21 protein-coding genes and 1 pseudogene are annotated in these 23,427 nt (G+C 47.8%); 6 read left to right on the plus strand and 16 right to left on the minus strand.

Annotated features, from left to right (window positions below):
- Positions 1-659: 659 nt before the first annotated feature.
- From KUA49_RS12235 to KUA49_RS12245, 5 genes and pseudogenes are all read right to left on the minus strand, one after another.
- Entirely contained in the window at positions 660-1,094 is a 435-nt protein-coding gene (locus tag KUA49_RS12235; RefSeq protein WP_218411837.1) for a Fic family protein, read from the minus strand.
- 12 nt (positions 1,095-1,106) lie between these two features.
- Positions 1,107-2,045, minus strand: a pseudogene (locus tag KUA49_RS12240) (sodium/proton-translocating pyrophosphatase); the annotation flags it as partial.
- On the minus strand, positions 2,006-2,131 hold the full coding sequence (locus KUA49_RS17650; protein ID WP_412178580.1) for a hypothetical protein: 126 nt from the start codon (positions 2,129-2,131) through the stop codon (positions 2,006-2,008). The gene KUA49_RS17650 and the pseudogene KUA49_RS12240, both read right to left, overlap by 40 nt.
- Entirely contained in the window at positions 2,128-2,322 is a 195-nt protein-coding gene (locus tag KUA49_RS17655; protein WP_412178582.1) for a hypothetical protein, read from the minus strand. The genes KUA49_RS17650 and KUA49_RS17655 overlap by 4 nt, the downstream gene beginning before the upstream one ends.
- A 20-nt stretch (positions 2,323-2,342) precedes the next feature.
- Positions 2,343-5,078, minus strand: a complete 2,736-nt coding sequence (locus KUA49_RS12245; RefSeq protein ID WP_218411838.1) for a LamG-like jellyroll fold domain-containing protein — start codon at positions 5,076-5,078, stop codon at positions 2,343-2,345.
- Between the two features lie 224 nt (positions 5,079-5,302).
- Between KUA49_RS12245 and KUA49_RS12250 the strand changes: the two genes are divergently transcribed.
- Positions 5,303-6,664 carry an MATE family efflux transporter gene (locus KUA49_RS12250; protein WP_218411839.1) on the plus strand — a complete coding sequence of 454 codons (1,362 nt, stop codon included), beginning with the start codon at positions 5,303-5,305 and terminating at the stop codon, positions 6,662-6,664.
- A 70-nt stretch (positions 6,665-6,734) separates the two neighbouring features.
- On the opposite strand, the gene KUA49_RS12255 is transcribed toward KUA49_RS12250, so the two are convergent.
- The 5 genes from KUA49_RS12255 to nusB form a co-directional block, all read right to left on the minus strand.
- Positions 6,735-7,184, minus strand: a complete 450-nt coding sequence (locus KUA49_RS12255; protein WP_203040304.1) for a DUF5606 domain-containing protein — start codon at positions 7,182-7,184, stop codon at positions 6,735-6,737.
- Positions 7,185-7,217: 33 nt separating this feature from the next.
- On the minus strand, positions 7,218-7,793 hold the full coding sequence (gene coaE, locus KUA49_RS12260; RefSeq protein ID WP_256624767.1) for a dephospho-CoA kinase: 576 nt from the start codon (positions 7,791-7,793) through the stop codon (positions 7,218-7,220).
- A 58-nt stretch (positions 7,794-7,851) separates the two neighbouring features.
- Positions 7,852-8,820 (minus strand): CdaR family protein, encoded by a 969-nt coding sequence (locus tag KUA49_RS12265; RefSeq protein ID WP_218411840.1) that lies wholly within the window; start codon positions 8,818-8,820, stop codon positions 7,852-7,854.
- A 22-nt stretch (positions 8,821-8,842) separates the two neighbouring features.
- Entirely contained in the window at positions 8,843-9,157 is a 315-nt protein-coding gene (gene yajC, locus KUA49_RS12270; protein WP_218411841.1) for a preprotein translocase subunit YajC, read from the minus strand.
- Between the two features lie 104 nt (positions 9,158-9,261).
- Positions 9,262-10,290 carry a transcription antitermination factor NusB gene (gene nusB, locus KUA49_RS12275; RefSeq protein WP_218411842.1) on the minus strand — a complete coding sequence of 343 codons (1,029 nt, stop codon included), beginning with the start codon at positions 10,288-10,290 and terminating at the stop codon, positions 9,262-9,264.
- A 308-nt stretch (positions 10,291-10,598) separates the two neighbouring features.
- Here nusB and KUA49_RS12280 point away from each other — a divergent pair, with 308 nt between their 5' ends.
- Genes KUA49_RS12280 through KUA49_RS12290 form a run of 3 tightly spaced genes read left to right on the plus strand, consistent with a single transcriptional unit; the run spans position 10,599 to position 12,248 of the window.
- The gene (locus KUA49_RS12280) at positions 10,599-11,201 is read left to right on the plus strand and encodes a 50S ribosomal protein L25/general stress protein Ctc (protein ID WP_203049003.1); all 603 of its coding nucleotides are present in this window, start codon (positions 10,599-10,601) and stop codon (positions 11,199-11,201) included.
- Positions 11,202-11,250: 49 nt separating this feature from the next.
- On the plus strand, positions 11,251-11,823 hold the full coding sequence (gene pth, locus KUA49_RS12285; RefSeq protein WP_218411843.1) for an aminoacyl-tRNA hydrolase: 573 nt from the start codon (positions 11,251-11,253) through the stop codon (positions 11,821-11,823).
- Between the two features lie 2 nt (positions 11,824-11,825).
- Positions 11,826-12,248, plus strand: a complete 423-nt coding sequence (locus KUA49_RS12290) for an RNA-binding S4 domain-containing protein (RefSeq protein WP_203040298.1) — start codon at positions 11,826-11,828, stop codon at positions 12,246-12,248.
- A 42-nt stretch (positions 12,249-12,290) separates the two neighbouring features.
- On the opposite strand, the gene KUA49_RS12295 is transcribed toward KUA49_RS12290, so the two are convergent.
- Positions 12,291-12,413, minus strand: coding sequence for a hypothetical protein (locus KUA49_RS12295; protein ID WP_256624760.1), 123 nt, complete (start codon positions 12,411-12,413; stop codon positions 12,291-12,293).
- A 437-nt stretch (positions 12,414-12,850) separates the two neighbouring features.
- On the opposite strand from KUA49_RS12295, the gene KUA49_RS12300 reads away from it, so the two are divergent.
- Positions 12,851-13,402 carry a porin family protein gene (locus KUA49_RS12300; protein ID WP_203049005.1) on the plus strand — a complete coding sequence of 184 codons (552 nt, stop codon included), beginning with the start codon at positions 12,851-12,853 and terminating at the stop codon, positions 13,400-13,402.
- 158 nt (positions 13,403-13,560) lie between these two features.
- Here the strand turns inward: KUA49_RS12300 and KUA49_RS12305 are convergent, their stop codons facing one another.
- Entirely contained in the window at positions 13,561-16,506 is a 2,946-nt protein-coding gene (locus KUA49_RS12305; RefSeq protein WP_218411844.1) for a TonB-dependent receptor, read from the minus strand.
- Between the two features lie 206 nt (positions 16,507-16,712).
- Here KUA49_RS12305 and aroB point away from each other — a divergent pair, with 206 nt between their 5' ends.
- The gene (gene aroB, locus KUA49_RS12310) at positions 16,713-17,759 is read left to right on the plus strand and encodes a 3-dehydroquinate synthase (protein ID WP_218411845.1); all 1,047 of its coding nucleotides are present in this window, start codon (positions 16,713-16,715) and stop codon (positions 17,757-17,759) included.
- Here the strand turns inward: aroB and KUA49_RS12315 are convergent.
- The 4 genes from KUA49_RS12315 to KUA49_RS12330 all read right to left on the minus strand — a co-directional run bounded on the left by KUA49_RS12315 (position 17,746) and on the right by KUA49_RS12330 (position 23,405).
- Positions 17,746-18,795, minus strand: coding sequence for an AMP-binding protein (locus KUA49_RS12315; protein WP_218411846.1), 1,050 nt, complete (start codon positions 18,793-18,795; stop codon positions 17,746-17,748). The genes aroB and KUA49_RS12315 overlap by 14 nt on opposite strands.
- A complete protein-coding gene (locus tag KUA49_RS12320; RefSeq protein ID WP_218411847.1) occupies positions 18,792-19,868 on the minus strand; it encodes an o-succinylbenzoate synthase in 1,077 nt (358 codons plus the stop codon). Before KUA49_RS12320 ends, KUA49_RS12315 begins: the two co-directional genes overlap by 4 nt.
- A gap of 84 nt (positions 19,869-19,952) precedes the next feature.
- The gene (locus KUA49_RS12325) at positions 19,953-21,482 is read right to left on the minus strand and encodes a carbon-nitrogen hydrolase family protein (RefSeq protein ID WP_218411848.1); all 1,530 of its coding nucleotides are present in this window, start codon (positions 21,480-21,482) and stop codon (positions 19,953-19,955) included.
- 150 nt (positions 21,483-21,632) lie between these two features.
- A complete protein-coding gene (locus KUA49_RS12330) occupies positions 21,633-23,405 on the minus strand; it encodes a phosphoethanolamine transferase (RefSeq protein ID WP_218411849.1) in 1,773 nt (590 codons plus the stop codon).
- Between the last annotated feature and the right edge of the window lie 22 nt (positions 23,406-23,427).

Genomic DNA, 23,427 nt, shown 5'->3' on the forward strand with positions numbered 1-23,427 from the left:
AGGAACTCTATGAGATGATATCTGGAAAAGCTTAGTGCGTTTTTGCTCTCATTTTACTCAAAAACGTTACAGTTACAGTTGTGACAGTTTTTTTTCGAAGGGGGTACCCCGTTTTTTGCAAGTTTCAATCTGTAAGTAGTATATAATAACTTATATATATAATATATAAGTTCCTTCTATATAACGAAAGAAAGAGGGGTGCGAGAAAAACTGTCACAACCGTAACGTAACGCTTTTTGCCTCACCAAGCGTTCATCGAGAAATCGCACAGAGGGCAACAGAATGTCTATTTATTTCACACAAAGATAGTCGTACAACTAAAGGGTATACAGTCGTACAACTAAAGGGTATACACTCGTACGACTAAAGGGTATACAGTCGTACGACTAAGAGGTGTATACTCGTACGACTATTCAGGTTGTAGTTGTACGCTTTAAAGGTGTTGCCACTAGGCTCAGCAGACGTGCTGACTGCAGTCAGCAGACCTGGCTACTAGGCTCAGCAGGTCTGCTGAGCCTAGTAGCAACAGTCAAGAAGATACCTTCCCGAACCCCGAAAGAGACCTTTTTGAACCCCGAAAGAGATATACTTGAGCCCTAAAAGAGACGTACTTGCAACCACGAAGAGACGTTCTTGCAACCAAGAAGCCCTACGCTTTATCAAGGAAAAAACAACTCATAATTGGTGCTTCTGCCACCCTCTCCTGTGGGTCTCAATATACCCTTGGCTATCAAATCCTTGATGTCACGATTGGCCGTGTCCTGAGAACAATGATTTATCTTATACCATTTGGAGGAATTCAACTTGCCTTCAAAACCATCAAAAAGCATGTTGAGAACCTTACGCTGACGCTCGTTGATGGAAACCGTGCGATGCGCATCCCAAAACCTGGACTTGCGCAATACTCCTTCTGTTTTTGCAAAAGCAGCTTCCAGCGCTAACTTCAATGTCTGCAAAAACCACTGAATCCAAGGCGTCACATCAAGAGCACCCTTCTGAGCCTGCTCCAGATATTGATAATAATCTTTACGATGATTCAGAATCTCAGAAGAAAGACTATAGTAATGCTGGGAGGTATAATCGGCACGAGACAACGAACCTCTGTCTTACAAGAACGCAATGGTCAAACCCGCCATCACGATGCTTACCATCGACATCAGTTTTATCAAAATATTTAACGATGGACCCGATGTATCCTTAAACGGATCGCCCACCGTATCGCCCACTATCGTGGCCTTGTGGTTCTCGCTACCCTTGCCGCCAAAACTGCCCTCTTCTATCATCTTCTTCGCATTATCCCATGCGCCTCCAGAATTTGACATGAATACGGCTAGCGTGAATCCGGCAGCCAGACCGCCCGTAAGAAGTCCCAATACGCCGGCTACACCCAAAACCAAACCTACTACAATAGGAATAATAATGGCCAGCAACGATGGGACAATCATCTCGCGCTGAGCACTACGGGTACTAATCTCCACACATCTTCCGTAATCAGGCACAGCCTGCCCCTCAAGGATTCCCTTGATTTCCCTGAACTGGCGGCGAACCTCCCGAACCATGGATTCAGCAGCTCTGCCCACGGCTCCCATCGTCAATCCGCAGAAAAGGAAGGCAGCCATCGCTCCCAGGAAGGCACCTACCAATACCTTCGGATTAATGAGATTCACCTGGAAGAAATTGATGAAATCGATGGTGGTGGCACTCGTAGGATCAAAGAGATTTCCGGCAGCATCCATATACTGCTTGCCATTCTCCACGGCTCGAATCATAGCTATCTTAATCTCCTCGATATAAGAGGCAAGAAGTGCCAATGCCGTGAGAGCGGCTGAACCGATGGCAAAGCCCTTGCCGGTGGCTGCCGTAGTGTTGCCCAAGGCATCGAGGGCATCGGTGCGCTCACGAACTTCCTTGCCCAATCCGCTCATCTCGGCATTACCTCCGGCGTTATCGGCGATAGGACCGTAGGCATCCGTAGCAAGGGTGATACCGAGCGTTGACAGCATACCTACGGCCGCGATGCCAATGCCGTAAAGTCCTGTACTGATAAGATGCCGATGAGCGAAAGGAAGATGCCGATAGCGGCGATAATCATAGGGGCTATAACGGCACGAAGCTGCATATCGCTGTTCATGGCAAAGGCAGTGGTGCCGAAGCGTAGGTGGCTGTCTTCATGCCGAAGAAGCCTGCCAAGCCCGAAATTTCTCTCATTCTGTCGGTTCCTTCGTCTTCATTCATCATGGAGCGGAAGAAATACCATGCCATTCCCAATGCCACGATGCTGGCTATCGGGATGAGCCAAAAAACTAATGGAATGTTGTTCATAACGGTATAATTTATTTTGATTAATACATCACCTTGCGGGTGATTACCTTGCCCTTTGCATCAATCTGCTTCACGATATTAGCGCCCTGACGCTTACCATCTTGCAAAGCTCCATTCAAGGAATAGATTTGCTGCTGAATGATGGCTGCAGAAGAGGATGAAGAAGAGGAAGGAGAAGTGGCTTCGATGCCCTGGATGCCTGTGATTGGCTCGCCCTGATACCAGTGGGCGATGTCTTCAGCAGACAGGGCATAGTTGTAGATACGGAGGTCGTCGATGTTGCCCTTGAACAGTGGGTCGGCACTAAACTGGCTCTTTCCTACATAGCAGCGACTCAGGTTCAGCATGGCTGGCGTGCAGGTCATCTGCTTGCTGCCCTTCTGCTTGCCATCCACATAAAGCACTGCCTGCATGCTCTCATCAAGGCTGACTACCACATGATGCCAACCGGTCTGCAGACGAGATGCCGAAAGTATCTGCTCTTCTCCATTCTGCTTGATAACAAAGCGCATCTGGCTGCCATTGCTTGGCGTGAGGAACATATATTCGTCGGTGCCATTGCCGAAATCGAAGATGCGGGTCCACTGTGCACCAGTGTTCTTCCAATAAACCCAGGCTCCGATGGTGAAGCAAGTCTGATTAGCCACCTGGGCTGGCAACTGCAGGAAGGCATCCTGACCATTGAGCACGAGGCTCTGGGTGCCCTCTTTCTTGGATGAAGAAGCGTAAGAGATGGTTCCTGCCGACACGGCATCCATCAGATTAATGGTGGTATCGCGCAGACTGCCCTCCATGCTGTAAGAAGCCACCAGGGCAGCCATTTCAGGCAATTCCACCTGCACCTCATCGCCAGCCTTCGACATGTTGCTGGAGTGGTCGATGGCCTTCAGCTTATATAAATAGGTATGGCCCGGCTCGCAAGTGTTATCTACGAAAGCGGTATCCTTCACCTGTCGGCCTATCACCTGCCACTGGGCATCTTCTGCATCGGCATTGCCACGAAGCACCATGTAGCCCTCCAGATCCTTGTCTGTATTGGCATTCCAGGAAAGGAGCACGGAAGCCGTCTGAGCCTCTGCCGTTAATCCCTGCGGTACCTTAGGAGCCACGGTTTCGCAAGCCGCACCATAAGGCAGGATGCGCCAGCGCTGCTCCGCATTGCCTTTAAAGGCATGCTGCTGCACGTTGGTGCCATCGGTGGTGTTCATCACCTGAAGATACAAGCCTGAATGGCGGGAACGGATGTAATAATCGCCATTGTCGGCATATTCAAACGACCACTGCTCGTTGCTGCCCACGGTGCCATTATAAGCTATCAGCGTACCGCCCGTTACAGTTGACCAGTTGAGCACATCGGCATATATTTCCTTATTATTGGCACACTGCAGGGTGAAATATCCAAAGTCGCCACCGATGCGGGAATCCACGGCATTGACCACCCATTTCTGGAAAGACTTCGACTTGGAATAGGTGCCCTGGGTAAGGTTGGTGCCCGCCTGTACAGGATTGCCCGCTGCTTGGAGCACCTTTCTTGATTTCTTGTTCATGAGCACGTAATCGCCATTGGTGATAGGATATGGAGGAACATCCTCGCCGCTGGTGATGCGCACCATGCGCTCGGCATTGGTCTGTCCCTTCTGATAGCCCGTGCCGCCTGGCATGGTGATGGAGAAGGCACGCATCGGTCCGTAGCCATCGAAATAGACATCACGGCCCTTGGATACGAAATCATAGGAATGGGTAGTTGCCTGGCGCTCGGAAGAGCCGATGAAGCCCTCAACCTTGCCATCAGGCAGGCGATAAACGGCGGCTGAGGTCCAACTGCCACGGTCCTCGGCATAACCCAACCGGCTGCCTCCTGCAGTGTTTGCCTTGCAGAATTCGCCTCTTGCCACGCCATCGAAGCTCCACCAGATACCATTCTCCATGCCATATTCCACGCCTACGATGGCCTCACCCACATTGTGAAGCTCATCAGCCGTAGCCACCTTGCCATCGTTCTTCACGGTCTGGAAGAAAAGGGCATAGTTATCGAAGGAACCTGCCAACTGATGGGTGTTTCCCTCGTCGAGATAATCCTTGAGTGCATTGTACCAAGGCAAAGCCTCATCACAATTAAGCGTATTGCCGCCACAGATGCGGATTCCGGCGAAATCGGCATCCGCCTTGATGAGTTTGCAGATGTTCAGGAAATCGGCCTTTGTGCCTTCGTTCCATGCCGTATAATCAGGCTCATTGAATGGTGCCACACTCTCTACAATGAGTCCTTTCTGCTGGGCATATTTCACGGTGGCCTTGATAACGCGGAACCACTGCTCAGGCTTGCCCTTGTAGTTGGCAGCATTGAGCGCCTCGTGGTCGCAGTTGATTTCCACCGAAGTGGCTCCCGAAAGCTTGATATGGGCGATGCGGGAATTGAGGGCAGTTTTCTGGGCAGCAGAAAGCTCGCCATCCTCCCCCACCAGGTCGCTAGGCTGGAAAGAAATTCTACCCGTAGAAATCAGATTTTTGCCGATATGGTTGGTTCCTCGGCGCACGTTACCCTCGTCGTCCCAAGCGGTATCCATGCCCCAGCGCACAACAAATTCTCTGCCTACATCGTTCCAATCGAAAGGAACGGTGGTGGAACCTACGTTTGGCTGCAAATACATTGAAGCGTGCGATGGTCGGAAATCTGCGGTCTGAGCCTGGGTATTCTGTGCATACTGTGAGAATGCTGCCAATCCCAAAGCAATGAATAATGTCGTTTTCTCCATTTAGTTGAAATGTTTTTTACGTTTATAATATGTTAGTTTGTACTAAGTTGCTGCAAATATACAATAAAATATTGGTTCTGAAAAATATCTAGCCATTCTTTCGTGAATTTTTGAAGAATATTTTGTTTTCTCATAAAAAAGCAGTAACTTTGCCGATTCAAGGACAAAAGAGAAATCATAATTATATAATAATATCATTAAAAAGTAAAATAAACAACCAAGTAATGAAGACTCATACTACATCAATTACAAGTCACAATAAACATCACTACAGGGAACTGCTTTCCATCGGTATTCCTATCATCATCGGACAGCTGGGTACCATCATCCTGGGATTCGCCGACACGCTGATGATTGGCCATCACAGTACGCCCGAACTGGCGGCAGCCGGACTGGTGAACAATATCTTCGGTCTCGTATTCGTATCCTACATGGGATTCACCTACGGACTCACCCCTATCATCGGCAGGCTTTACGGAGAGGAACGCACAGACTGCATCGGACAGAAGGTGCGCAATTCCTTTTTTGCCAACATGATTACGGGCATTCTCTTCACCCTGGTCCTCATCCTGCTCTATTTCAACCTGGGGCGCATTGGACAACCGGAGGAACTGCTCACACTCATCCGCCCCTACTTCCTGGTAAACCTGGCATCGGTGCTCTTTATGGGCATCTTCTTCACGATGAAGCAATTCCTGGATGGTATCGGACAGACCAAGGTGGCGATGTGGGCGATGATTGGCGGAAACGTGGTCAACATCCTGGGCAACTGGGTATTGATTTACGGTGTTGCGGGATTCCCGGAGCTGGGTTTGCTCGGAGCGGGCATCTCTACCCTGGTAAGCCGCATCCTCATGGCTACGGCGATGGTGGGCATGGTGATGGTGTGCAGGAAATTTGCCGATTACAGGCACAATATTATTCATAGTGAAATCAACAAGGTGGATTTCAAGGAGATGAACCGGTTGGGATGGCCTGTGGCATTGCAATTGGGTATGGAATCGGCTGCCTTTACGCTGAGTTGCGTGATGGTGGGCTGGCTGGGCACTATTCCGCTGGCGGCTCACCAGGTGATGATTACCATTTCGCAGTTGTTCTATCTGGTACTTTCGGGTATGGCGGCAGCGATGGCTATCCGCGTGAGCCACTTTATGGGACAGAAGGACTATGCTGCAGTGCGCCGCAATGCCTACGACGGATTCCGATTGAACCTGCTGTTCTCGCTGTGTATGGGTTTGCCGGTGCTTCTGCTCCGCCACCAGATAGGCGGTTGGTTTAACGACAATGCTGAGGTTCAGGCTTATGTGGCGGTATTGATTATCCTGATGATGGTATATCAGTTTGGCGACGGCCTGCAATATACCTTTGCCAATGCGCTGCGAGGCATCGCCTGCGTAAAGCCGATGGTGCTCTATGCCTTCATCGCCTATTTCGTCATTTCATTGCCTTTGGGCTATACCCTCGGTTTTCCATGCGGCATGGGCTTGCTGGGCATCTGGATAGCCTTCCCGTTTGGTTTGACCATAGCGGGCGAAATGTATCGCAGAAGATTTGAGAAGGAATTGAAAAAGATAGAAAAGGAATAAGAATCGAAAAGAGGGTGTGCCATGGATTTATGACACACCCTCTTTTTATATTTTAACTGATCAATGATTCTTACTCAGCAACCTGCTCAGCACGATCATCTACGTTCTCACCCTCTGTAGGAGCGAGAGTAGCCTTGAAATCGGTGATGCCGTACTTGGCAAGAATGTTGTACCACTGGAGGAGCTTCTTGATATCGCTGTCGTGTACACGGTCACGGTCGTAGTTAGGAAGAACCTCTGCGAAGTAATCGTGGAGCTCAGCAGCTGAAGCCTTCTTGTAGTTGAAGGTGCTAGGCTTGCCCTCTTCCTTCTTGCTTACGCTGTCGAGAACCTCCCACAATGGAACCTCGTCAGCATCAGTATACATAGCGATGTCGCCAAGACTTGTAACGCGGTCTGTTGCGAAAGCTGGCACACGCTTGTGAGTCTCGTCGAGAGTCTCAACGATAAGAGTTCTGTTACCTCTTGAAACCAGTTTATAAAGGCCTGGCTTGCCTGCAATTGAAAGGATTGTTTCCATTTTCTTATTTTTCTATTTTTTATATGATTTCTTTTATTTCAAATGAATTTCCAGATGATTCAGCAGATTCACTACCTGCTCTTCCACATTCCTCACCCCATCATTCACGATTTCAAAATCAGAACGGGCTTTGAGTTCTTCCTGCGGCATCACGGCATCTATCCATTGCTGTGCCTTCTGCTGCGAGATATGATCACGCTTCATGATGCGTTCGATACGCACGGGGATGGGAGCTGTGACACAGACCACGAAATCGAAGTGGGTGCGACGATAGAAACCGCTATCAAAGAGGATGGCACTCTCCAACCAGCTGCAATCGCTCTTTTCGAAATCGCGTGCCACGGCTGGATGCACCACATCATTCACTGCCTGCTTGTTAGCCTCGCCGGTGAGGATAAACTGGGCAAGCACGGGCTTCTGCAAGATGCCATCGGCACTATACACCTCCTCGCCCACCAACTTCTTCAAGTCGGTCTGCAAGTCAGCATCCTGCCTCATCAACCGCTTAGCCCCGGCATCGCAGTCGTAAACCCTGATGCCGTGCTTCTCCAAGATTCTGCACACATAGCTCTTTCCGCTACCTATGCCCCCCGTTATAGCTATCTTCATCATAGTAGAAAAACTATCAACTATAAACTATCAATTATCAACTATAAACTATAAACCATCACTGCTGTTCCAGCAGATAATCCACCCTATCTATTTCGAGCGATGCCTTGCTCACTGAGCGTGGCACACTGCGAAGCTGCAAGGTGCATTTATCCGACGGATTGGCTGCTAACTCTTCGTAATCTACCACCACCTTAAACAGGTTTGGCTTGATGGTACGGAAGAGACTGGCTCCGATGGTAAACCTCACTGTCACCTTGGAAGGGAAGGTTCTGAGCACCATGCCCGGAGGCATATTGATGGCAGTAATCGGCACTTCGATAGCTTCTTCGGTCAGCACATCAGGATATACCGACAATCTAACCGTAGACGGAACGATTTTAACGCCACGAATCTTCCTGATCTTCACCGCCTGGCGGATGGTATCCTGAAGATTGCGGTAATTGAAAGGTTCTATCTCTACCGTCTGAAGCTTGTCAAGCTGCTGCTTGTTGGCATACACGGTGACTATAGACGGATAGAATTCCGTATGAGCCAGATAATAACTCTTGCTGGTCGTAATCTTACCCCTGAACACCACCGGCACCTTCTTGGAAGTTCCATAGGTGAAATAGAAGTCGAATGCACCCGGTTTTACCTGCAGCAGTTTACTGGAACCATACATCTGCGAGAGCACCTGTTTCTGCACATCCGTCAGCGGTATCACTCCCTTGCCTTCATCCTCATCAGCATAGTTGCTGAATCGGAAGACGAGAGGACGGAAATCGTAGGTAACGAGCGTGAATCCCTTATCCCTCACCGTAACGCGCACGGTATCAGGCAGTTCACCCGTTATCACGGCATTTCCAGGCACGCCGGTCAAGCGCATAGGAATCTTGAATTCTCTCTCCATGGTCTCATTGAGCGTCATCAACAACCAGAAGGCGCCGCTGAGAGCGAGAAAGAACAAAAAAATCAGAAACTCCTTATTCAGGCCACTGAACAGGAAGTTTCTGACAGCTTTCAATATGTTCCGAACACTACGCATGAGAGTTCCTAGTGAATCCTATTTATGCGTTAGGAGTCTGGCTGGCAGCATCGGCAAATACATAGCCCTTGGCTACAGTGATGACCACGCCACGTGCAATCTCCACATCAACAGTGTTCTGCTCAAGGTTTACATGCTTTACGGTGCCATAAACACCACCACCAGTAACCACCTTAGATCCCTCGGCGAGAGAGTTCTGGAACTTGCGTATCTCTTTCTGCTTCTTCTGCTGAGGACGAATCATGAAGAACCACATGATAGCGAAGATGGCTACCATCATAATGAGGAAACTCATGCTGCTACCACCAGCAGCTGCTTGCAATACCAAATTTGTCATGTCTTTATGCTATTATTTTGTTGAATTATCTATTTATCTATCTATTCACTCTATCATACTCGGCATTATGCCATTTATAATGTACGCGTACATTATAATATATATTACTTATCGTAATGTGGGCGATGTGGATGGTTTGAGTGATTAGGATGCTGACCGCCTTTGTTGTTCTTGCGCTCAGGCATTTCCTTCTGGATGAGTCCGCGAGAGTTGAGGAAACGGGCGATGCTATCAAGCATACCATTCACATAACCACCGCTTCGAGGAGTGCTGTATACCTTGGCAAGATCCACATACTCGTTGATAGTAACGATGGCCGGGATGCCAGGGAAAGTCATCATCTCGGCGATGGCAATCTGCATGACTACCACATCCATGTAAGCCAGGCGTCCGAAATCCCAGTTGCGGCAGGCATCGCTGATGTAGCGCTGGTAGGATTCGCAATTGAGCAGGGTGGCACGGAAGAGCTTGCGGGCAAAGTCGCGGTCTTCTGCATCCTTATACTCAGGGAGCAACTCCTGGTTTGCCTTGTTGGCTGGGTCGAAGCGCTTGATGGTCTTCAGCACGAAGGTATCTACGATGTCCTTATCGTCATTCCAGTAGAGGCTCTTCTCTTCGAGCATGGCATCGAGTTCATCATTGTTCTGGATGAAAGCCTTGTAGGCACGGCGCCAGAACTCACGGTCGTATGCATAGTCATCGAGTTCCCCCTCTTCGTGATCCTTCGTCATGGAACCATCAATATAGCTGGTATAGAGATCGCTAGAGACAATGGCAGTATAGAGCTTGCGAACCACTTCGATATCCTCTTCCCACGAAGACTTCTTGATATCAATCCACTCTACGAGCATCTTGTTCTCCTCCAACTGCGTAGCGAAGCGGTTGAAAGCCATTCTTGAAGAAGGCTCTGGTGTACCCTCACGCTGAGCTCGTGCCACCTCAACGTCATAACGCTTGCGAGCCTCCTGGGTGATAGCCACCATGAGCTGCAACATGTAGTTGTACAAATCATACGACTTTGAGAGAGCAAACATGAGCTCCTTTTCAGCATTATCAATATTATGATTGCCGTTCTGATAGTATGCGTAGGTTAACTGCACAATCTTACGTCTAATCAAATCCCTATTAATCATTCTCTAATAATTTAAAAGATTTATTTATATATTTACCTAAAACACTGCAAATTTACATATTTAATATATAATATGCAAGAAAACGGGTAATCTTTTCTATTTTTTTAAGGTTAGAAGAGCGTTTTTAAATATTTAACGCATCTAAAGGAAGAAAAAACGGGCTAAAACTTGCGTAATTCAAATAAAAGTAGTAATTTTGCACCCGCTTTGCGAGAAAACCTCGCGGGGCATGCTTAAAACAAAGCTAATCCGTGTGATGGCGAGTTAAGGCAAAATTATTATTCACAACTTAATTTAGAGTAACACAAATGAAAGAGATTAATGTAACAGGTCAGAAGCGTACAGACCTTGGCAAGAAAGCTTCTAAGGCATTGCGTAAGGAAGGTTTTATCCCATGTAACCTTTATGGTGAGAAGAAGGATGCTAACGGTGCTCCTGAGGCTTTGTCATTCGCAGTTCCATTCACAGAGTTGCGTAAGATTATCTACACTCCTCATGTATATGTTATCAACCTCATCATCGATGGTGAGAGCCGTACAGCTATCATGAAGGAGATTCAGTTCCACCCAACAACAGACGCTCCTCTGCACGTTGACTTCTACGAGGTGAACGACCAGAAGCCTATCACTATCGGTATTCCAGTGAAGTTGGTAGGTCTTGCACAGGGTGTACGTGATGGTGGTCGTATGAACCTCTCTATCCGTAAGATCAACGTTACTGCTCCATACCAGCAGATTCCTGAGCACCTCGATGTAGATGTTACAGAGTTGAAGATTGGTAAGAGCATCAAGGTAGGTGACCTCTCATTCGAGGGTCTCGAGTTGGCTACAAGCAAGGCTGTCGTAGTTTGCTCTATCAAGATGACACGTAACGCTCAGCTCGCTGCACAGGCTGCTGCTGAGGAGGCTTAATCGATAGTCATCAAAGATTTTACGAACCTGAGTAAAGCATTATCAAACATTGGATAAATATTTGATTTGTGGGCTTGGTAATCCTGGCGACGAATACGCTGATACCAGGCACAACACAGGATTTATGGTATTGGACGCTTTTGCTAAAGCGTCCAATATTCATTTTGAGGATAAGCGATATGGCTTCGTTGCCGAGACCACGCTCAAGGGAAGAAAGATTATCCTGCTGAAGCCTACCACCTTCATGAACCTGAGTGGTAATGCCGTGAGATATTGGCTGAATCAGGAAAAGATTGACCAGAGCCGACTCCTGGTAATCAGCGATGAGCTTGCCCTGCCTCTCGGAGCTTTCCGCCTGAAGGCTAACGGAAGCAATGGTGGTCACAACGGATTGGGTCATATCCAGCAGCTTATCGGCCAGAATTACGCCCGCCTGCGCATGGGTATCGGCAACGATTATCCACGTGGCGGACAGATAGACTGGGTGCTGGGTAAATACACTGAGGAAGACATGAAGCAGCTTCAGCCTGCCATCAACCTGGGTGTGGAGATTATCAAGAGCTTCGTATTGGCTGGTATCGACATCACCATGAACCAATACAATAAGCTAGGAAAGAAATAATCATGAAAGAATCAGCACGAATAGACAAGTGGCTTTGGGCTGCCCGCATTTACAAGACCCGCAGCATTGCTGCCGATGCCTGTAAGAATGGCCGCGTCATGGTGGGAGGCGTAACGAGAAAGCCTTCCTTCATCATCAAGCGTGGCGATGTGGTGAGCGTAAAGAAAGCCCCTATCACCTACTCTTTCGAGGTGCTTGATTGCATAGAGCAGCGTGTAGGAGCCAAAATGCTCTTCGGAGTCTATAAGAACGTGACGGATCCTAAGCAATATGAATTGCTGGAGATGAGTCGCATCAGCGGATTCGTAGATAGAGCAAGAGGCACTGGTCGCCCAACCAAGAAGGAACGCCGAGCCCTGGACGCCTTCGTAGATCCAGCCATGTTTGGATTTGACGAAGAAGGTTGGGACGAGGATGAAGAATAAAAGAATCCCCTATACATTTTTTATACTGTATAGGGGATTTTTTTATTCCCATTGAGCATTCTTCTTTAGCTGGCTTTTTTCGTGAATAATCAACCCGACAGCAAAAAGACAAATCAGGATGAGTGCTCCACAAATCATTGCGAAATTAATTTCTTGTGTAGTCATAATTATTTTCCTTTAAGCCGAAAGGCTTTTTTCTTTCTTTTGCTTCTTTGTATCATAGATACCTATTCCTAATCCTACCAAACAAAGTAAGAAAAGGGTTCCTAATATAAGCCAAGTATTAAGTTCATGAGCATCCATATTTATTTTCCTTTCTTTTTTACTTTGCAAAGATACTACTTTTTATCAAACAATGCAAGAAAACGGGGATAAAAAAAATCTAAAAATATTCTATATGGTAACAATTTCGTATTTTTTCGCCCGATTTAAGCAAATAATCATTAATTTGTTTGGACTCTATTGTAAAAACCTATATCTTTGCACCCGAAAGATGAAGGTAAGGCATGATAAATGACTACCTCATTTCAGCTTTATAGTAACATACTATTTCAAAAGCTACGTGAATATTAACAGTTTTAAATTTATAATTTGAAAGAGTTATGAAGAAATTATTTGTTATGGCAGCTATGGCGCTGTCTTCAGTAGGTGCTTTCGCACAGCAGGCTGCAGGTACAACAACTCTCCAGCCTAAGGTAGGTTTGAACGTTGCTACAATCGGTGATAACGACTGGAAGGCTGGTTTCGCAGCTGGTGCTGAATTGCAGTATCAGGCATCAAGTAACTTAGGTGTTGCTGTTGGTGCTCTCTATTCTGTGCAGGGCTTCAAGGCCAAGGATGTAAAAGTTGCAGGTATGACTTTTGAAGGTGGTAAATGGAACCCAGGCTATATCAATGTGCCTATCACTTTGAACTACTATCCTGTATCTGGTCTCGCTCTCAAGGCAGGTTTGCAGCCAGGTTTCTTGGTAAATAAGGATGATGCAGAAAATGCTAAGACTGTAGATCTCTCTATCCCAGTAGGTCTCTCTTACGAGTATCAGGGCATCGTATTCGATGCTCGTTACAACATCGGTGTAACTAAGGTTGCAGACAACTGGGATCACTACAACAACGTGATTCAGATTACTGTAGGTTACAAGTTCGCTCTCTAATCAATGAACTTTTAGTAATCCCAAATAAAACAATCCCCGTTCTTCATTACGAAGAGCGGGGATTTCTTTTTTCTCGTCATACCTATTTGAAATAAGCCTCGCATAAACATTGAGTGAGGCTTACTATCGTTTTAAATGAAGCTTACTTCATTTTCTTTTTAGAACATCCTTCCGCCTGGATGACCGCCACCGAACGGACGACCACGGAAATCAGGACGACCGCCAGGACCATAACCAGGACCACCAGGACCACCAGGACCACCCTGACGAGCCTGCTTGCCTCCGAAGAGATTCAAGCGATATACCACATGAAGCATCGCATAGCTGTTGATGGCATTATACTCCGTATCCGTACGGGATGTAGCAGAAATGGCACGGGAGAAAGTGCTCTGCTGACGAAGAATATCGTAGAACTGGAGCATGATGGTCAATGGCTTGCCCTTCAGGAAGCTCTGGGAGAGCTGAGCATTCCATACATACTCATCAGTATTCATGCTGCTGTCGTTATAGCCACGGCGACTGCTGATAGAGAGGCTTGAGTTCAAGCTGGTTCCCCAAGGGGCTGTAAGCGTCATGCTAGGACCATAAGAGAACTGCCAGGTATCGAGGTTGCTGTTAGGCTGCAACTTGTTCTTGGCATGGTTATAATTCAATGTTCCATCAAGCGAAAGCTCCAGCCAGTCGTTGCGATAGCTGAACGAGAGACGTTCTCTCCAAGTAGTACTTCTGGTGGTATTCTTCTGGGAATCAGACTGCTTGTCGAGACTCAGATAGCTCACGTAGTTATTGTAACCCAAGTTGGTGTCGGTATTCACGTTCCATACACCGACACTGTCGATAGAGCAGTTGAACATGAAGGCTCCCATCACATTCCAATTACCATTGATATTCTCCGGACGGGTGATTCTTCCACCAGTCGTCTCATCGTAGGTCACCTTGTTGCTGATGCTATTGTTGGTGGTAGAGAAGTTGATGAAGGTCATGACACCCTTGTTGTGGTTCTGCACGAAGTTGTTGTAGAACAATCGGAAGTTCTGGGTGAACGATGGCTTCAAGCCAGGGTTACCCTTCGAGATGTTCAGTGGGTCGCTGTTATCTGTGATATCAAGCAACTGCGAGATGCTTGGCTGAGAAGTAGTACCACGATAGTTCACACGCAGGTTGCTCATCTTTGAGAAGCGATAACGGAAATCGAGGGTTGGACTGATATTCGTCACGTTGCGAACGGTATCTACATGCACGCCCTGATAATCCTGGATATACTTCGACTGCTGAGGCTGAACCATCACACCGAAGTTCAGATTATACTTCTTACGGATGAATCGCATCATCACCTGGATATCATGGTTATAGTTGCGATACTCAGAGAAACGGCTCAACTCATTATCCCTATAGTCATTGAGTTGACCGGCAAACGGATTCAGATAACTATCCCAACCACGATACTCATGATCTCCTGTCATCGTATACTTGCTGAAATCGTAGGTGTTGCGGTCGCTCTTGGAGTAGCTGTAAGTAAACTTATAGCTGAACTGCAGGAAGGTGGCCTTCCAGAGTGGCTCACTATAGGTCAACTGACCCGCATAACTGTAATTCTTTGAAGGAGTCAGATTATAGCGGTTGGTCTGATAGGTAGAATCCTTACCCTCCGCTGTCTGCACGAGATAGAGCTTGGCATTGTTGAGCGAGATGCTCTTGCTGTCCTTATCCGTATATTTGGCATCCATACGCAAGGTGATGTTGCGTCCCTTGTTGCCCAACTTGCGGTTGATCTGCAACATGCCACGGATATTGTTGTTATCAGAATAGCTGATTCCCTGAGAAAGCTGTCTGTTCACCATAGCCTCAGCCTTGTCCAACTCCTCAATACCTTCCTCAGAAAGAGGGTCTTTGGTGGTGATGGTGTAAGGATCCTTGTTGTAAGATGCCGACTGGCTGCCGCTTAAACCATCGCTGATGCTCCAGGAGATGGAAGGACGGAAGAGGATGTTGGTCATCGTATCAGGCATCCACTCCAATCGGATGTTACCATTCCAACTGTTGCTGCGGGAGAAACTCTGGCTCAGGCTATTGCTGAAAGAGCTGCTGCTACCCATGAAGTTCTCACTGGAACGCCTGCTCCATACATCGCCATCGCTGTGATTCCAGCGAAGGGAAGTATTAAACTTGAACTTGTTCTTTAACTCATAGTTATAGTTGGCTCCAATCATCTTGCTGGCATTCAATCCGTTGGCACCGCCCCAGAATCCTCTGCCAGGACCACCGCCGAATCCACGGTCGCTGGTATTGTTGGCATTGGCAAAGAGCATGAATCGGTTGTTATCATTGAAATAAGCGCCCATGCCACGCATATTGTAGCGGCTCTTGTTGCCCACACCCAGGTCGATATTGGAAATCATACCCTTGTTCATACCCTTCTTCACACCGAAGTCGAGCACGGTCTGCTCCTCGCCATCATCAATGCCGGTTACCTTAGAAAGATCACTCTTCTCATCGTAGGCCTTGATCTTGTCGATGATGCTGGTAGGCAGGTTCTTCAGGGCAGTCTTGGTATCGCCCGTCATAAACTCCTTGCCATCCACGAGAATCTTCTTCACTTCCTTACCATTGATCTTGATGGTACCGTCGTCGCTGACCTCAGCACCCGGCAGGCGCTTCACCAGCTCCTCAACCACCGAACCTTCCGGTGTGCGGTAAGCCGCCGAGTTATAGACGAAGGTATCCTCCTTCAGGTTCACCTTCTGCGCCATGGCAGTAACCACGGCACCCTTCAGCATGATGGCATCTGCACCGAGAACCACATTGCCCATTGCCAGATTCTTATCGTCGGCAATCTGCACACGCTTCACGGTAGTCTTGTAACCCACACTCGAAATCTTTAGTAAATACTTGCCATTGGCAGGTGCATTGAGATGGAAGAGTCCCTTCTCGTTGCTAATGGCACCCGACACATAGGTGCTGTCGGCCTTAAGTAGCTGAATCGTTACTTGCTCCACGGGATCCTTAGTATCGCGGTCGATAATCGCACCGCTTATCAGGCGTTCCTGAGCAAAGGATGCCATGGCGAAGATAGCCAGGAGCATCGTCAGAATTGTTCGTTTCATTATTTATTTAATGTTATTATTTATTCTATGTAGTTTATAACTGCCTATTTTGACGCACGAAATATAACAAGGTTTAAACTTTTATCGTTAAAAAATTGCTTTTTTATTTTGTTTTGTCTCTTATTTAACGTACCTTTGCAACATAATTTCAGATGAGCCAGCCAAAGATGGCTCATAAATAATGACCTTTAAAATGTTTATATGTTATGAATCAGAGAGTTATCATATCAACCCATCTAGAAGGCGAACTGGTGAGCGCCCTTGCCGAATGTGAGCACGACAAGCTGTTTGTTCTTACTGATACCACTACCCAGAAAGAGTGCCTCCCGCTGCTGAAGAAATTCTACTGCATGAAGGAAGCACAGGTGATTACGATTCCGGCAACCGACAGTCACAAGGACATCGAGAGCCTCATGATGGTTTGGAAAGGATTGCAGGAGGGTGGCGCTTCTCGTCACTCTTGCATGATCAACCTGGGAGGCGGCATGGTGACCGACCTGGGAGGTTTCGCTGCCAGCACCTTTAAGCGTGGCATCAACTTCATCAATATCCCAACCACCCTGCTTGCCATGGTGGATGCTTCGGTGGGCGGAAAGACCGGTATCAACTTCGGCGGACTGAAGAACGAAGTGGGCGTTTTCAACGACTCCAAGTTCGTGATTCTCGACACCGAGTTCCTGAAGACCCTGGATGCCGAGAACATCTGTTCGGGCTATGCCGAGATGCTGAAGCACGGTTTGATTTCTACCGAGGCGATGTGGGAAGAACTGGTGAGCTTCGACCTTGCCAACCCCGACCTGAAGCAGTTGCAGCGTATGGTGGGCGACAGCGTGAAGGTGAAGGAGCGCATCGTGGAGCAGGACCCTCATGAGAAGGGCATCCGCAAGGCACTGAACCTAGGTCACACCTTCGGTCATGCCTTCGAGAGTTGGGCTTTGAAGCGCAAGCCTATCCTCCATGGCTACGCCGTGGCATTCGGTTTGATTCCAGAACTTTACCTCAGTGTCATCAAAACGGGATTCCCTACAGAGAAGATGCGCCAGACCGTGAACTTCATCAAGGAGAACTACGGTACGCTGAACATCACCTGCGATGACTACGACGAGCTGATTGAGCTGATGCATCACGACAAGAAGAACCAGAATGGCATCATCAACTTCACCATGATGGGAGGCATCGGAGATATCCGCATCAACCAGACGGCTACCGCTGAGGAAATCAAGGAAGCACTCGATTTCTTCAGAGAAGGATAGATCGCTTCGGCTTTCCGGTTTCGGTAAGCGGAAGATGCTCTACATATCGGAATTCCCTTGGAATCCAATATTTATGATCTGATAAGAGGCGGCGGATAGTCGCCTCTACTTTTTTGAGATCCTCATCCTCTGTCAGGAGAACGGCGATTTCTCCAAACTTCTCATCTTTCTTCTTGGCTATCATGAAAGGCTTTTCAAGATGAGGCTTCAAGAGAGCCTCCACTTCTTCTATCTGAATCTTGATACCACCGCTGCAGATTACATTATCCTTTCTGCCCTTGATTCGGAAACGAAGTTTTTCCACCTTATCATGTTTTTCCTCCTTATCATGTTTTTCCACCTTATTATATATATAGGGTTCTATTTCCACAATATCATTCGTTACCAGGGTTTCGGCACAAACCAGAGGAGCATCGATGACGAGACAACCTTCATCAGTCTGACTGATTTTCACGCTATCGAAAGGCTGATACCATTCGCTAGCCTCATCGCCATTGATTCTTCGCAAGGCGATATGAGATAAGGTTTCGGTCATGCCGTAAGTGCTCCAGATGGCAATATTGCCAGGAAGCGAACGGAGTTCTTTTTCTAAAGATGCATCGATGGCTCCACCTCCGATAATCAGATGGCGTACATGAGTAAGTCGCTCCCGCTCCTCAGGAACCTGCAGGGTGTTATACACCTGCATCGGAACCATGGCAGCAAAAGTAATTTCCCCGTTTACATCTTTTCCATTTGCATCTTTCAAATTGATATCCTTCAGCGGATGACCACTGGGAGAAACAGAAATAAGATGGAGATGGCGCTCGATACTGCGCACCACCACCATCTTACCTGCGATATAATCAAGCGACATACAGAGCAGAGCACTATCACCCGGCTTCAAACCCAGGAAATCACAAGTAATGCGGGCGGAGTTGAGCATTCGCTTCTTCTCCACCATCATCGGCTTGGGCTTTCCCGTGGAGCCACTGGTATGCACCAGCACCGTGTCGCTATCGTTATTCCATTCAGAAAGGAAATCTTCTAAAGTCATTTTACAACAAATAATTTATCACCACGGATTTCCAATGGCATCGGGATGTTATCCGTAAAGAGCTGACCGGTGCCCAAACCCTGCGGAATCTCGACATTCGGACCATATACCTTGGCAGCATAATGAGCAATGGCATGAAGACCGATGTTGCTCTCCAATGCAGAGGTAATCCAACTGCCGATGCCTCGCTGGCTGGCCAACTGAATCCACTCGTTGCAACCATAGATACCCCCATGAAGCGAAGGCTTCAAGATGATATATTGTGGACGAATGGTATCGAGCAGAGCCTCTTTCATGCTTCTCACATTCACCCCAATCAACTCCTCATCCAGGGCGATAGGGAGCGGAGTTTCCATACAGAGCTGAGCCATCTTAGGCCACTGATGCTGCTTGATAGGCTGCTCGATGGAATGGATATCATACTTGGCCAAAGCCTCCAACTGGCTCATGGCATTCTCTGGCAGAAAACCGCCATTGGCATCCACTCGCAACTCCACCTGCTCCTGGGTATAGACATCACGAATGCGCTTGACGAGGTCAAGTTCCTTGAAGAAATCGATGGCACCAATCTTCAGTTTCACGCAATGGAAACCCGCCTGGAGTTTCTCCTCCAGCCGTGCCAGCATTTCCTCGTAAGTACCCATCCACACCAGTCCGTTGATGGTGATGCCCTCTTCTCCCCTACCGAAAGGAGAGTCGAAAAGATCTGTCAGGTTCTCCATTCCTGCTGGAACAGAGACACTTAAGTTCTGCTTCTTCGCTGCATCGAAGAACGAAGCGAAGGCTGTTTCCAAACCGAAGGTGATGCTAGGGTAAGCACGAATCATATCGTATGGAATGCGTCCCATCTGCTCCACCATCTGGCACACCTGCCGAAGGGTGACAGCATATTCCGGTTTGGCATCGCAACTGAGATCTGGGAGCGTAGCACACTCACCCACTCCCTCTACTCCCGGCAATTCATCCGATGTAAGGGTGAGATAATAACTGTGTCTCGTGGTATATACGCCACGAGACGTGCCTGCCGGCTGCTTGAAGTGGAGCGTGCGCTCCGAGATGTCTATCTTATACATTATTTATATCTATATATCAATACAATTGAATTCTTCACTCTTCGTTCTTCACTCTTCACTAAAAGAAAGTGCTCTTCACTTAACTTACTTCTTCTGCTTCAAGTCATAAAGATCCTTGCGGCGATCGCGAAGATTTCTTACAGCACCATAGGTATGAAGCTCGTTCAGAAGGTTCAAATCAACATCCGAAACGAGAATCATCTCGGTATTCGGTGTTGCCTCCGAACGCTTGCCGTCGTTAGGGAAGGCGAAGTCGCAAGGAGTGAATACGGCACTCTGGGCATACTGGATATCCATGTTGTGAACACGAGGCAAGTTGCCCACACTACCCGCAATGGCTACATAGCACTCATTCTCGATGGCACGCGCCTGGGCACAGACTCTTACTCGGGAGTAAGCATTCTGCGTATCGGTCATGAACGGAACGAAGAGAATCTGCATGCCATCCTCTGCCATTAATCTTGACAACTCAGGGAACTCCACGTCATAGCAGATCACGATACCAATCTTACCGCAATCGGTGTCGAAAGTCTGGATATGGCTACCGCCGCTCAATCCCCAGCACTTCTGCTCATCTGGCGTTACGTGAATCTTCTCATACATATCCACGCTACCATCTCTACGGCACAGGAAGCCCACGTTATAGAGGGAGTCATCCTTGAGATAAGGCATACTACCCGTGATGATGTTGATGTTGTAACTGATGGCCAACTCTCGGAATCGGTCACGAATCTCATCGGTATATTGAGCCATCATGCGGATGCTCTGTGCCTCACCCAAATCGTTGAATCTCGCCATCAATGGCGCATTGAAATACTCTGGGAAGAGGATGAAATCGCTCTTGTAATCGCTCACGGAATCCACGAAGAACTCCACCTGCTCAAAGAGGTCGTCCACCGAAGCGTATGGACGCATCTGCCACTGTACCAGACCGATTCTCACGGTTGGTTTTCTATCTACATAAGAATCCGTAGGTGGCTGATAGTAGATGTTATCCCACTGCAGCAGGGTGGCGCAGTGTTCGCTCTCCTCATCACTAGGAAGATAGTTGCGGATGACGCGACGCACGTGGAAATCGTTAGAGAGCTGGAAGGTAAGAACCGGATCATAGATTTCACGGTTTCTTACGTGCTCGATATACTCCTTAGGGCGCATCTTGTCGGCATACTTATGATAGTTTGGAATACGACCTCCAAACATGATAGCCTTCAGGTTGAGCTTCTCGCAGAGTTCCTTGCGATACTCATACATACGGCGCGCCAATCGCAAGCCACGATAGTCTGGGTGGATAAACACCTCAATGCCGTAAAGGATATTTCCATGAGGATTGTGGGTATTGAAGGTTTCATTACCCGTAACCTGAGCATAGGTATGGTCGCCTTTCACCATATCATAGTTAACGATGATAGAGAGGGCACAGCCCACAATCTTATCATCCACGATGATAACCACCTGTCCCTCAGGGAAGATAGTAATGAGTTTCTTAATCTGTTCTTTTGTCCAGAATACATCTGAGTCAGCGTAAATACGCTTAAACGACTTGGCGAGCTGGTCGTAATCCTCCATGCGGAGGTTGCGCATACCCACCTTTTCTATTTTTCGAGTTGGTTCCATAACAACTGTATTTTTATTATTATCTAAATCCGGGTGCAAAGATACAGCAAATTATAGATACGACAAAGAGTTTTCGCAAATAATTGATATTTACGAAAACTCTTTTCATGAATTTTACATCAGGAAAGCCTTTTCATTGTCATTTAAATACTAAAACTTGGCATCCTCCTGCGGAATCGCCTCATCATGATCATCCAGATAAAGCAACCTGGCAGGATGATACTTCCCGCTTGCCACCGAGTATTCATCCAGGCGATAAGGAGTTCGGATGCCGCCGATACCCAGCATGGTATGGAAAGCAGAAAGACTCGTCTGCACCTGTTTCGTGCGATTTTCTTCCAATGCCTTCCATGCGCCTGGATATTGCTTTCCGAAACCTTCGGAGGTCCAGATGATGAAAGGCACATGCAGTTCGTAATCAGATGCCTTCGGGGCAGCATGCAGGAAGAGGCGACGGTCGTCATCAAAGACATTCTCGCCATGGTCGCTGGTATAGAGCATTGCCGATGTAGGCTGGCAGGTTGCCCCATCCGTCTTTGCCTGAAGCTTTGCCTGAGTCTTAGCTAGAGCCTTAGTTTGAAGCTTCTCCCATTTCTGCAGACGTTCTACGATACCATGCAGAATATAATCGGTATATCGGATGGTATTATCGTAGGCATTCAACAAATCCTGTCGATTCTCCGGCTTCGCTTCACTCCTGCTATCGGGCTTGAAGTAAGCAAAACTCCTAGGATAGCGCTCCTGATAATTGAAGTGCGAACCATAGGTATGAAGCACCACGAAGAGCTTGCGATAGCGGTAATGGGAAGACGAGGAAGCATCAGCCAATGGCAATATCTCATCCAGTTTCTGCAACAGATCCTCATCATAATGGTTGCCTTGTGAAGCATCCTCTGTCTTCAGGAAATAATGCTCATCAGCCTGTTCTCCCAGAAAATCGATAAACGAATGGTTGGGCTGTTGGTTACTGATAAACACGGTATGGAATCCGGCTTCCTTGAATGCCGCCAGGATGCCTTTCTCATGAAAGAGCCGCTCAAAATCCTCTGCCGATGCTGCCGAAAGGAGCATCGGTACACTCTTGTGGGTGGTGTTACTCTGCGTCATGGCATCAGGAAAGGCGATGATACCCGGTGTCTTCGAAAGCAACGGGTTGGTATCCCGCGGATAGCCATAGAGACTGAAGTTATGGGCTCTCGCCGTCTCACCCACCACCATCACATACACCTCTGGAGCCTCAGCATCGTGCTCGCTCCTGGCATCAAACTTGAAGTCCCTGCTTGCCTCCCTGTAATTTTCCGATGCCGCATTGCGCTCGAAAGCCAGATAGAGATTGTAACAGACGTTGACAGGATAGAGCTGGTTGCGCATGCAGTAATCATCCACCGCCACATAGCATGCCAGCAGACAGAAGAGGCCGATACCTCCCACCTCCATCACCCATTTTCGAACGTGATGCTGAAATGCAGCCGATATCTGATGTTTCTTCCTGATATGGATAATGCCCAGAACCAGCAGTGGCAGATAGATGACGAAGACACCCACCACGGCAGGAGCCAGATTATCCAGGAGTTCCATCGCTTCACCCGCATTGGTGGTTACGAGATTCAGAAACATATCCACCGCTATCACTCCCGTACCGAAGAGATAGAGCAGCACCAGCTGGAAGGCTGCGAAAAAGATGAAGATGAACGCCCACCATACCATCTTTCCCGGACATTTGGCGACGGAAAAGAACCACATATACAGTGCCAAAGGCAGCAGCACGTTGACACCACAAGCCCAGAAAGATAATCTTTCGGTAAAGCACAGGGCTATATTAGGCAGCAGCAGCGCCACCACCGCATAACCATAAAGAAAGGCTCCCGAAGACACCTTATTATATATAGTATTACATATCGTTTTACATATAGAATTATTCATAGCCTACACCTTATTATATATA

It is taken from the genome of Segatella copri (genome assembly GCF_019249655.2).
Taxonomy (GTDB): Bacteria; Bacteroidota; Bacteroidia; order Bacteroidales; family Bacteroidaceae; genus Prevotella.

Bases quoted from the DNA above. Each gene is read 5' to 3' on its own strand.
- KUA49_RS12330 (WP_218411849.1), bottom strand. From the start codon at position 23,405: ATGAATAATTCTATATGTAAAACGATATGTAATACTATATATAATAAG.
- KUA49_RS12245 (WP_218411838.1), bottom strand. From the start codon at position 5,078: ATGGAGAAAACGACATTATTCATTGCTTTGGGATTGGCAGCATTCTCA.
- KUA49_RS12325 (WP_218411848.1), bottom strand. From the start codon at position 21,482: ATGGAACCAACTCGAAAAATAGAAAAGGTGGGTATGCGCAACCTCCGC.
- nusB (WP_218411842.1), bottom strand. From the start codon at position 10,290: ATGATTAATAGGGATTTGATTAGACGTAAGATTGTGCAGTTAACCTAC.
- KUA49_RS12290 (WP_203040298.1), top strand. From the start codon at position 11,826: ATGAAAGAATCAGCACGAATAGACAAGTGGCTTTGGGCTGCCCGCATT.
- KUA49_RS12250 (WP_218411839.1), top strand. From the start codon at position 5,303: ATGAAGACTCATACTACATCAATTACAAGTCACAATAAACATCACTAC.
- KUA49_RS12320 (WP_218411847.1), bottom strand. From the start codon at position 19,868: ATGTATAAGATAGACATCTCGGAGCGCACGCTCCACTTCAAGCAGCCG.
- yajC (WP_218411841.1), bottom strand. From the start codon at position 9,157: ATGACAAATTTGGTATTGCAAGCAGCTGCTGGTGGTAGCAGCATGAGT.
- KUA49_RS12280 (WP_203049003.1), top strand. From the start codon at position 10,599: ATGAAAGAGATTAATGTAACAGGTCAGAAGCGTACAGACCTTGGCAAG.
- KUA49_RS12255 (WP_203040304.1), bottom strand. From the start codon at position 7,184: ATGGAAACAATCCTTTCAATTGCAGGCAAGCCAGGCCTTTATAAACTG.
- KUA49_RS12295 (WP_256624760.1), bottom strand. From the start codon at position 12,413: ATGACTACACAAGAAATTAATTTCGCAATGATTTGTGGAGCACTCATC.
- KUA49_RS12315 (WP_218411846.1), bottom strand. From the start codon at position 18,795: ATGACTTTAGAAGATTTCCTTTCTGAATGGAATAACGATAGCGACACG.
- KUA49_RS12305 (WP_218411844.1), bottom strand. From the start codon at position 16,506: ATGAAACGAACAATTCTGACGATGCTCCTGGCTATCTTCGCCATGGCA.
- KUA49_RS17655 (WP_412178582.1), bottom strand. From the start codon at position 2,322: ATGAACAACATTCCATTAGTTTTTTGGCTCATCCCGATAGCCAGCATC.
- KUA49_RS17650 (WP_412178580.1), bottom strand. From the start codon at position 2,131: ATGAACAGCGATATGCAGCTTCGTGCCGTTATAGCCCCTATGATTATC.
- coaE (WP_256624767.1), bottom strand. From the start codon at position 7,793: ATGAAGATAGCTATAACGGGGGGCATAGGTAGCGGAAAGAGCTATGTG.
- aroB (WP_218411845.1), top strand. From the start codon at position 16,713: ATGAATCAGAGAGTTATCATATCAACCCATCTAGAAGGCGAACTGGTG.
- KUA49_RS12265 (WP_218411840.1), bottom strand. From the start codon at position 8,820: ATGCGTAGTGTTCGGAACATATTGAAAGCTGTCAGAAACTTCCTGTTC.
- KUA49_RS12300 (WP_203049005.1), top strand. From the start codon at position 12,851: ATGAAGAAATTATTTGTTATGGCAGCTATGGCGCTGTCTTCAGTAGGT.